The organism is Burkholderia sp. MSMB1835 (assembly GCF_001526365.1).
Lineage (GTDB): Bacteria > Pseudomonadota > Gammaproteobacteria > Burkholderiales > Burkholderiaceae > Burkholderia.
This window is the reverse complement of sequence record NZ_LOYP01000034.1, coordinates 173,570-182,266: the sequence shown is the minus strand read 5'-3', so window position 1 is coordinate 182,266 and position 8,697 is coordinate 173,570. Positions and strand designations below refer to the sequence as shown.

General features: G+C 67.7%; 12 protein-coding genes. 8 read left to right on the top strand and 4 right to left on the bottom strand.

The features are described from left to right. From WS96_RS15265 to WS96_RS15255, 4 genes are all read left to right on the top strand, one after another. Positions 1-732: ABC transporter ATP-binding protein (locus tag WS96_RS15265; RefSeq protein ID WP_179949944.1), on the top strand; the 732-nt coding region annotated here is incomplete at its 5' end. 266 nt (positions 733-998) lie between these two features. Next, positions 999-1,241, top strand: a complete 243-nt coding sequence (locus WS96_RS33675) for a hypothetical protein (RefSeq protein WP_156443637.1) — start codon at positions 999-1,001, stop codon at positions 1,239-1,241. An 11-nt stretch (positions 1,242-1,252) separates the two neighbouring features. Continuing rightward, positions 1,253-1,723, top strand: coding sequence for a hypothetical protein (locus WS96_RS15260; protein WP_059833486.1), 471 nt, complete (start codon positions 1,253-1,255; stop codon positions 1,721-1,723). Between the two features lie 64 nt (positions 1,724-1,787). Beyond that, on the top strand, positions 1,788-2,270 hold the full coding sequence (locus tag WS96_RS15255; protein ID WP_059833485.1) for a tetratricopeptide repeat protein: 483 nt from the start codon (positions 1,788-1,790) through the stop codon (positions 2,268-2,270). 67 nt (positions 2,271-2,337) lie between these two features. On the opposite strand, the gene WS96_RS15250 is transcribed toward WS96_RS15255, so the two are convergent. Both WS96_RS15250 and WS96_RS15245 read right to left on the bottom strand, forming a co-directional pair. Beyond that, positions 2,338-2,832, bottom strand: a complete 495-nt coding sequence (locus tag WS96_RS15250; protein ID WP_050017462.1) for a hypothetical protein — start codon at positions 2,830-2,832, stop codon at positions 2,338-2,340. Continuing rightward, positions 2,829-3,380: a hypothetical protein gene (locus tag WS96_RS15245; protein ID WP_059499103.1), complete on the bottom strand. Its 552-nt coding sequence runs from the start codon at positions 3,378-3,380 to the stop codon at positions 2,829-2,831. The genes WS96_RS15250 and WS96_RS15245 overlap by 4 nt, the downstream gene beginning before the upstream one ends. A 287-nt stretch (positions 3,381-3,667) precedes the next feature. Between WS96_RS15245 and WS96_RS34515 the strand changes: the two genes are divergently transcribed. The 3 genes from WS96_RS34515 to WS96_RS15235 all read left to right on the top strand — a co-directional run bounded on the left by WS96_RS34515 (position 3,668) and on the right by WS96_RS15235 (position 6,068). Continuing rightward, positions 3,668-3,877, top strand: a complete 210-nt coding sequence (locus WS96_RS34515; protein WP_082720264.1) for a hypothetical protein — start codon at positions 3,668-3,670, stop codon at positions 3,875-3,877. Positions 3,878-4,015: 138 nt separating this feature from the next. Next, a complete protein-coding gene (gene otsA / locus WS96_RS15240) occupies positions 4,016-5,437 on the top strand; it encodes an alpha,alpha-trehalose-phosphate synthase (UDP-forming) (protein ID WP_034208082.1) in 1,422 nt (473 codons plus the stop codon). Next, positions 5,430-6,068, top strand: coding sequence for an AAA family ATPase (locus WS96_RS15235; RefSeq protein WP_082720263.1), 639 nt, complete (start codon positions 5,430-5,432; stop codon positions 6,066-6,068). The genes otsA and WS96_RS15235 overlap by 8 nt, the downstream gene beginning before the upstream one ends. A 30-nt stretch (positions 6,069-6,098) precedes the next feature. On the opposite strand, the gene WS96_RS15230 is transcribed toward WS96_RS15235, so the two are convergent. Next, positions 6,099-7,466 (bottom strand): MFS transporter, encoded by a 1,368-nt coding sequence (locus WS96_RS15230; RefSeq protein ID WP_059833483.1) that lies wholly within the window; start codon positions 7,464-7,466, stop codon positions 6,099-6,101. A gap of 185 nt (positions 7,467-7,651) precedes the next feature. Further along, entirely contained in the window at positions 7,652-8,032 is a 381-nt protein-coding gene (locus WS96_RS15225) for a DUF5594 family protein (protein ID WP_059499107.1), read from the bottom strand. Between the two features lie 117 nt (positions 8,033-8,149). Here WS96_RS15225 and WS96_RS15220 point away from each other — a divergent pair, with 117 nt between their 5' ends. Beyond that, positions 8,150-8,554 (top strand): hypothetical protein, encoded by a 405-nt coding sequence (locus tag WS96_RS15220; RefSeq protein WP_059833481.1) that lies wholly within the window; start codon positions 8,150-8,152, stop codon positions 8,552-8,554. The last annotated feature ends 143 nt before the right edge of the window (positions 8,555-8,697 follow it).

Sequence of the window (8,697 nt, the reverse complement as noted above, 5' to 3'; positions counted from 1 at the left end):
CAGGGCCGCATGCCGATCAAGTCGGTGCTGATCGTCACGCACAACATCGAGGAAGCGGTGTTCATGTGCGACCGGATCCTCGTGCTGTCGTCGAACCCGGGCCGCGTGATCGCCGAGATCAAGGTGCCGTTCAAGCACCCGCGCAATCGTCTGGACCCGGCGTTCCGCAAGCTGGTCGACGACATCTACGCGAAGATGACCGCACGCCAGACCGGCGAAGCAACGAAGAAGGGGCTCGAGCTCGGCAGCTGGCTGCCGCAGGTGTCGACCAACCTGATGGCCGGCCTGATCGAGACGCTCGCGATGGCGCCGTACCACGGCCGCGCGGACATGCCGGAAATCGCGCGCACGCTGCACCTGGAGGTCGACGACCTGTTCCCGATCGCGGAAGTGCTGCAGTACCTCGGCTTCGCGGACGTGCGCGAAGGCGACGTGTTCCTGACGCCGCCGGGGCGTGTGTTCGCGGAATTCGGCACGCAGGAGCGCAAGCTGATGTTCGCGGATCACCTGCTGAAGCACGTGCCGCTCGCCGCGCGGATCAAGAAGGTGCTGAACGAGCGTCCGGGCCACCGCGCACCGCGCGTGCGCTTCGAGCAGGAGCTCGAGGATTTCCTGTCGGACGGTGCGGCCGAGGAAACGCTCGACGCGGTGATCGACTGGGGCCGTTACGGGGAGATCTTCTCGTACAACGACCAGACCGAAATCTTCAGCCTCGAGGACGTCGAGTCCTGATGCGGTCGGGGTGATTCCGGCGCATCCCGCCGGAATCGTCCCGATGCTCGCTGTGGCTGGATTCGGCCGCAGCGAGCCAAGGGCCTGCGGCCCGACCCCGGCGGTCGCAACGGGCGCCGGGTCATGGATCACCTGATGGTCGGATCGTGCCCCTGCCGGGGGCGCGGCGGATGGGGCGTTCACCGAGAATGCCGCGCCCGGCTTCACGCATCGACGGCGACGTTTCGTTCACTTCTCCCGCCGTCTTCCCCGTTACCACGCATTGAATGCCCGCCGCATTGGCACAGTACGAATCAATTCTGGCGGCACACGAGGAACTGGTGGCGCGCGGGCCCATGGACGACATTCGGTATCAATGGCCGCCCAAGTCCGGCGGCGCATGGCCGGAAAACAACTATAACTGTGCGACGTTCCCCGGTCGCCTGGGTATCCCGATTCCGGAAACGACCGGAAAATTGCAGTATTACATGCCCGAACTCGAGAAAGTCGGAACACCCTGGAAGCCGTGACATCAGATTCTATGAGTGAGAAAAAGGGTCTCTATACCGTAGCAGCGGAATCGTACGATCTGGTGCTCGTGTCCGTCATCGATTCGCCGAGTCCGCATGTTTTTCGGGCGAGGGTCGAGTGCGTCTATTCCAGCGGAAAGGGCATCACGCCGGATCATCTCGGGGCGGAAATCGTGTTTAACGGCGGTCCGCCGACTTGGGGCAACGTGGCACTACAAGCCGGCGACCGTGCCCTCCTGTTCGTGAGAGCGCAGGCCGGTGCGTTGAACGAGTATCCGTCGCGCGGACACATGGTCCTTGAGGACATGGACGGTGAAGTGGGCGCCAGATTGCATGTCCCGGAGCTGTGGCTGCGTGAGGATGTGCCGGAAGCTGTGAGGGCTGCGGCGAGTCAGCATCCAGCATGGCGGAATGCGTCGATCGTCAAGTTCAGTGTGCTGGAGACCTATCTGAAAGGCTTGATCGCGAGGGCCAGGCGCTGAGCCGGGACGGTTTCCGGACAGCGAAGCGGATAATGCAAGTGCGAAGTTTTTGGAGTTGAATTGAATGACCGACAAGAACCCCGATTTTTCACCGATGCGCATGCGGGCACGCGGATTCGTGTCGCAGGGCCGCATCGAGGACGCGCTCGGGTTGTACGGCGACATCCTGAAGGTGGCGCCGGACGATGCGGCGACGTATGCCGATCGCGGCACGACCTTCGCGATGATCAAGAAGACCGATCTCGCGCTGAACGATCTGAACCGGGCCATCGAGCTGGGCTATACGGACCCGTCGGCGTATTGCACGCTCGCGACCATTTACCTCGAGGGCGGCGCGTATCAGAAGTCGCTCGATTACTTCGATCGGGCGCTGAAGCTCAATCCCGACCAGCCTTTCGTCTATTTCAATCGCGCGCGGGCGTACGAGACGCTGGGTGACATCAAGGCGTCGATCGCCGATCTGGAGCGGTGCCTGACTTACGATCCGGACGATGCGTTGTCCGCGAAGATCAAGGAACGGGTGGCGCAGCTTCGCACGCGTCTGTAACCACGGCAGCTCGAAAGTGGGCAGAACGACACGGGCGCCGCGTAAGACGCGTGGCGCATCGCCCCCGTTACTGCAAATTCCCCCACCGATCGACGGCCGGTTCCGCCGACGCCCACTTCCAGTGCGTGCCTTGCTGGCACGCATTCGCGAAATACCAGTCGGCCTTGTCGCCGTCCTTCACCGAGAACGCGAATTCCTTGCACAGCGCGAGCGCCGACGAGTACGCGCGCGTGACCCGCACCTCGCCTTCGCCGTTTTCGAGCGGCAGCGTGTTCTTCACCTTCCACGGCTTCACTTCGCCGACGGCGAGACTGCCGGCCGTCTTCGCGATCGCGTCCTGCTGGTTCTGATGGAGCTGCTTCATCGTGCGGTTGACAGCTTCGTCGGTCGCGGCCTGCACGGCGATCCCGACACCGACGCCGACCGCCGGGTTCGCAGTGACGAGGCCCGTCGCCGCACCGGCCAGCGCGCCGCTCGCCGCGCCGACCGACCCGCAGCCCGACAGCGCGACCGTCGCCGCGCACAGCGCACCGATCGCCGCGATACGAATCGCGACGCTCATTGCAGCGCGCCCCAGCGTTCGGTCGCCGGTTCGGCCGACGCCCATTTCCACACGGGCCCGTCGCGGCAGATGGTGGCGACGTAGAACGCCGATTGCGCGGCCTTGTCGGCCTTCGCCGGCGTGTCGACCGCGAACACGATTTCCTTGCAGTCGAGCGGACCGACGCTGATCATACGGCTGACCGTCACGCGGCCCTGCTCGTCGTCCTCGATCGGGAACGAATGGTGCGTCGACCACGGCGCGACGCCGCCGACGTCGAGCGGGCCGGCCGCCTTCGCGATCTGCTCCTGCGTGTAGCGGTGCGCGACGCGTTGCGTGTACTGGACGCCGGCCCGCGCGCCGGCGACGGCGCCGAGGCCGATGCCCGTCGCGACGGCGGCATTGTTGGTGACCTTGGAGGCGATCGCGGCGCCCGCGATACCGGCGCCGGCCGTCGCGCCTTCGCTGTACAACGAATTGCAGCCGGACAGCAGTGCGGCCGTGGCGATCGCGGCCAGCACGACGCGCGCCGGCGTGGCCCGGCGCGGCGATTCGAAACGAATGTTCATCCCTGAGTGCAAGTCCTGTCTGGGTGAGCGGCGACGCGTGCACGCCTGATGCCGCGTCATTGTTTCGCAATTGTCATGGGAAAACTGCAAAGCTTTGACAAATCCCCGCGCGGCAGGCCGCGTGCGCGCGGGCGGCGTTATTGTCGGATAGATGTTCGCCGAAGGGTCGAAACGTTACAAATTGAAGGCAATTGTTACCATCGGCCGCGCTGACGCGACCTAGACTGTTTTGCTATGGAATGTTTCTACGACGGCCTCGAGCCGCGCCGCAAATGAGACACCCAGCCATGCGCCGTTCGAAACGGTTGTCACACCGGCCGCATGACGCGGCGGCCGGCCATTCGGAAGACCGCCCGCGTCCGCGGACCGACGCGCCATCGGCGCCGCCTGCGGGCGCGCCGGACGAGACGCCGTCGGACGGCGATCACAACCAGGGTGGTGCTCGCCCGGAAGGGCTCGACTATCAACGCGACCTCGGTCAGGAGCAGGACGCTTGATACGGTCGTCGCCGCATTCCACCGCCGTATTTCATTGCAATTCTCGGAACTGAGTCGCCGCGCGGCCGCCTTCGGGCCGCCGCGCCTGCTTCGGCGTGCGTTGCGCGCCAGCCAATCGAATCGAGGAGGGGAAGTCGCATGAGCAGATTGATCGTGGTATCGAATCGTGTCGCCGCCGGCGAGGACACGCGCCCGAGCGCGGGCGGCCTGGCCGTCGGCGTGATGGACGCGCTGAAGGAAACGGGCGGCGTCTGGTTCGGCTGGAACGGCGAGATCGTCGGTGCGCCGGATGCCGAACCCGCGATCCAGCGGGACGGCAACGTGACGTATGCGACGGTCGGCCTGACCCGGCGCGACTACGACCAGTACTACCGCGGCTTCTCGAACGCGACGCTGTGGCCGGTGTTCCATTACCGCGGCGATCTCGCGCGTTTCGATCGGCAGGAGTACGCCGGTTACCTGCGCGTGAACGCGATGCTCGCGAAGCAGCTCGCCGCGCTGCTGCGGCCGGACGACCTGATCTGGGTACACGACTACCACCTGCTGCCGTTCGCGCACTGTCTGCGCGAACTCGGCGTGAAGAACCCGATCGGCTTCTTCCTGCATATCCCGTTTCCGTCGCCCGACATGCTGCGCCTCGTGCCGCCGCACGAGGAACTCGTGAAGTTCATGTGCGCGTACGACGTCGCGGGTTTCCAGACCGAGGCCGACAAGCAGGCCTTCACCGACTACATCGAGCGGCGCGGCATCGGCGCGGCGAGCGACGACGGGATGCTGCACGCGCATGGCCGCGTCGTGAAGGTCGCGGCCTATCCGATCGGCGTGCATCCGGACGCGATCGCGCAGGCGGCCGTCCAGTACGGCACGCGCAAGCCGGTGAAGATGCTGCGCGAGGCGCTGGGCGACCGCAAGCTGGTGATGAGCGTCGACCGTCTCGATTACTCGAAGGGGCTCGTCGAGCGCTTCCAGTCGTTCGAGCGGATGCTCGCAAATGCGCCGGGCTGGCAGGGGCGCGTGTCGCTCCTGCAGATCGCGCCGCCAACGCGTTCCGACGTGCAGACCTATCAGCACATCCGCGAAACGCTCGAAGGCGAGGCCGGCCGCATCAACGGCCGCTTCTCGCAGCTCGACTGGACGCCGATCCAGTACCTGAACCGCAAGTACGAGCGCAATCTGCTGATGGCGTTCTTCCGGATGTCGCAGGTCGGCTACGTGACGCCGCTGCGCGACGGGATGAATCTCGTCGCGAAGGAATACGTCGCGTCGCAGGATCCGGCCGATCCGGGCGTGCTCGTGCTGTCGGAGTTCGCGGGCGCGGCGGCCGAGCTGACCGGCGCGCTGCTCGTCAATCCGTACGACCTGTCGCAGATGGCCGAGGCGCTCGAGCGCGCGCTGTCGATGCCGCTCGCGGAGCGCCAGGCGCGTCACGAGGAGAATCTCGCGCGGCTGCGCGAGAACGACCTGTCGGTCTGGCGCGACACCTTCGTCGCCGACTTGCGCAGCGTCGCGGCCGCGGCGTCGGTCACGCGGCGCGCGGGCCGGCGGGTCGCGCATGCGTGAATTCGCGTCGGGCGCCGCCGCGCCGGGCGCCACCGCGTCGGGCAATGCGCCGAGCGCCGCCGATCGCGACGACGAAGCGGTCGACGACTCGACCGGCCGCTTCTTCGTCGTGACGGGCGGCCCGGGTTCGGGCAAGAGCACGTTGCTCGATGCGCTCGAGCGCGCCGGGTTCGCGCGCTCGCAGGAGGCCGGGCGCGGCGTGATCCGCGACCAGATGGCCGTCGACGGCCCGGCGCTGCCGTGGCGCGACCCGGCAGCGTTCGCCGAGCTGATGCTGAGCTGGGATATGCGGTCCTACCATCTCGCGCGGCAGGCGCGCGGGCCGGTGTTCTTCGACCGCGGCGTGCCGGACGTGATCGGCTATCTGACGCTGACCGGGTTGGCGGTGCCCGCGCACGCGGAAGCTGCGGCGCGGCGTTTCCGCTATCACCGGCGCGTGTTCATTGCGCCGCCGTGGCCCGACATCTATGCGCAGGACACCGAGCGCCGGCAGGATTTCGCGGAGGCGGTGCGGACCTATGACGCGATGGTCGATTGCTATACGTCGTATGGCTATCGGCTGATCGAGTTGCCGCGCGTGAGCGTGAAGGCGCGCGTGCGCTTCGTGATGGATACGCTCGACGCCGCATGACGTCCGCCGCCCGTGCGGCGCGCGATGGTGTCAGGCCGCCGTGTCCGGCCGCGGCGACGCGATGCGCAGCAGGCTCACGACCGCGGCCACCGCCGCGAACGCCGTGGCGACATAGAGTGCGATCGTCGGCCCGCGGTCCGGCGCGAGCCCGAAAATCAGCGCGACGAGCGCGGCGCCGAGCGTCTGGCCCGTCAGGCGCGCGGTGCTCAGCATGCCGCCGGCGCCGCCGCTGCGCTCGCGCGGCGCCGACGACAGCATCGCGCGGTTGTTCGGCGACTGGAACAGCCCGAAGCCCGCGCCGCACAGCGCCATCCGCCACACGATGTCGACCGTGCCCGGGTGCGCGCCGATCGTCGCGAGCGACAGCAGCCCGGCGGCGAACAGCGCGAGCCCGATCCCGCCGAGCATGCCGGCCGAATAGCGGTCCGACAGCACGCCCGCGAGCGGCGCGGCGAACACGATCACGAGCGGCCACGGCGTCATGTAGAGGCCCGTCTCGACCTGCGAGAACCCCAGCGAATTCTGCAGCCAGAACGGCAGCGCGACGAACGCGAGCATCTGCGACGTGAACGACGCCGTCGACGTGTAGACCGACAGCGCGAACATCGGGATGCGCATCAGGTCGACCGGCAGGAGCGGCGCCGGCTGCGACAACTGACGCTTCACGAAGAAATAGCCGACCACGAACGCGACGGCCAGTTCGGCCGCGACGTATGCATGACCTTCGCCGTGACCGAGCCCGTCGACGGCCGTGATCAGCAGGCCGAACACGCATGCGTTCATCAGCGCGCTCGGGAAGTCGTACGGCGCATCGTGCAGCGGGTTGGCGGGCAGCGCGCGCAGGCTGCCGAGCACGGCCGCGATGCCGATCGGCACGTTGACCGCGAAGAGCCACGGCCACGACGCGAACGACAGGATCGCCGACGCGACCGTCGGCCCGATCGCCGACGACAGCGCGACCACCATCGCGTTGATCGACAGCCCGCGCCCGAGCATCGACGACGGGTAGATCATCCGCACGAGCGCCGCGTTGACGCTCATGATGCCGGCCGCGCCGAACCCCTGGATCACGCGCATCACGGCCAGCATCGGCAGCGAGCCGGCGAGCGCGCAGCCGAGCGACGCCGCGGTGAACAGCGCGAGCCCGGCGATGTAGATGCGGCGATAGCCGATACGTTCGCCGAGCGACGCGAGCGGCAGCAGCGTGATCGTGACCGCGAGCTGATACGCGTTGACGATCCAGATCGACGCGGCGTCGGACGCGCGCAGGTCGCGCGCGATGGTCGGCAGCGCGACGTTCGCGATGGCGCCGTCGAGCACGGCGAGCGTGATGCCCAGGGCGACGCAGACGATCGCCCAGTAGCGTTGCGGAAGCGGCAGGCCGGTATCGGCGTTCATGACGGGAGCGAGAGCATGGTTGTCCGCGCGCCCGCTTGCCGGTTGCGTGCGCAACCATGTGCAGGGGTGGAGGCGGCGATGAACGACCCGGCCGGCGCGGCTGCACCGGGACGGGGCCGGTCGAGTGTATCACCGGGCCGCATCGCGCGACGCCGAGCCGTGCGGCTGCCGGCTGGCGCGCGCATTCAGCCTTCGAAGTCGAGACCGCCGAGCCGCACGAGCGGGTCGGCCTGCGTGCGCGATGCGAGATCGATGTCGCGCGCGCCCTGCCACGCGCCGAGCTTTCTCGGCAGCGCGGCGAGGTAGTGCTCGAAGCGCTGCGGGCCGTCGGGTTCCATCAGCCGCTCGATCTCGTCGGTGTCCCATGTCAGTTCGAGATTCAGCGGATGCACGAAGCCGCTCACGTGCTCGTGCGGCGCGCTGCGGATCTGCACGCGCGTCGGATGCCCGTGCCCACCATAGGGGACGACGTCGGTCTGCACGTGATCGGCGAAGAACGCGGCGATGGCCTGCGCGATGCGCGGTGCGAATTCGGTATCGAAACGGCGGGCGGTTTCGGGCTGCATGACGGCGTCTCCTGTATGCCGAAAATCGTAGCACGGCGACGGCGCGTTTCGCCGGGTGCGATGCCGGTAATCGCGCGTTACCACTTGCTGCATCTATTACGGCCGCGTACCGCCACAATGCATCGCATCCAGTACCACTTCGCGTGGGAGTCCATCATGAAAAAGATTGCCGCAGTATGTGTCCTTGCCGGTTCGCTCGCGGTCGCGGGCCCGGCGTCCGCGCATGGCCGCGACGGCGGCGCCGTCATCGGCGCACTGATCGGCGGCGCGGTGCTGGGTGCGATCGTGACGTCGGCGATGAATCCGCCCGTCGCCTATCAGGCACCCGCGTACCAGGCGCCGCCCTATCAGCCGCCGACCTACTACCAGGCGCCCGCGTACCAGCAGCCTGCCTATCCGACCTATCAGCAGGCGCAGTACCAGGACGACGGCCCGAACTATTGCTACGACCGCTACCAGCGTGCGTATGTGTGCGGGGCGCCGGTGCAGCAGGGCGGCTACGTGCAACCGGCCGGCTGGTAAGCGGCGGCGCGCGAGCGGGTTCGGTGCCGGGCGGCCACGCCCTCGCCGACGCTCGCTTCGCCCGGCCGGACGACGAAAGGCCCTCGCTCGATGCGAGGGCCTTCGTCTTTGGCGTGGCCGTCCGGTCGCCGGTGCGATGCGCT

Excerpts from the sequence above, each read along its gene's own strand:
- WS96_RS33675 (WP_156443637.1), top strand. The coding sequence starts at position 999 with ATGCCCGCCGCATTGGCACAGTACGAATCAATTCTGGCGGCACACGAG.
- WS96_RS15260 (WP_059833486.1), top strand. The coding sequence starts at position 1,253 with ATGAGTGAGAAAAAGGGTCTCTATACCGTAGCAGCGGAATCGTACGAT.
- WS96_RS15255 (WP_059833485.1), top strand. The coding sequence starts at position 1,788 with ATGACCGACAAGAACCCCGATTTTTCACCGATGCGCATGCGGGCACGC.
- WS96_RS15250 (WP_050017462.1), bottom strand. The coding sequence starts at position 2,832 with ATGAGCGTCGCGATTCGTATCGCGGCGATCGGTGCGCTGTGCGCGGCG.
- WS96_RS15245 (WP_059499103.1), bottom strand. The coding sequence starts at position 3,380 with ATGAACATTCGTTTCGAATCGCCGCGCCGGGCCACGCCGGCGCGCGTC.
- WS96_RS34515 (WP_082720264.1), top strand. The coding sequence starts at position 3,668 with ATGCGCCGTTCGAAACGGTTGTCACACCGGCCGCATGACGCGGCGGCC.
- otsA (WP_034208082.1), top strand. The coding sequence starts at position 4,016 with ATGAGCAGATTGATCGTGGTATCGAATCGTGTCGCCGCCGGCGAGGAC.
- WS96_RS15235 (WP_082720263.1), top strand. The coding sequence starts at position 5,430 with ATGCGTGAATTCGCGTCGGGCGCCGCCGCGCCGGGCGCCACCGCGTCG.
- WS96_RS15230 (WP_059833483.1), bottom strand. The coding sequence starts at position 7,466 with ATGAACGCCGATACCGGCCTGCCGCTTCCGCAACGCTACTGGGCGATC.
- WS96_RS15225 (WP_059499107.1), bottom strand. The coding sequence starts at position 8,032 with ATGCAGCCCGAAACCGCCCGCCGTTTCGATACCGAATTCGCACCGCGC.
- WS96_RS15220 (WP_059833481.1), top strand. The coding sequence starts at position 8,150 with ATGCATCGCATCCAGTACCACTTCGCGTGGGAGTCCATCATGAAAAAG.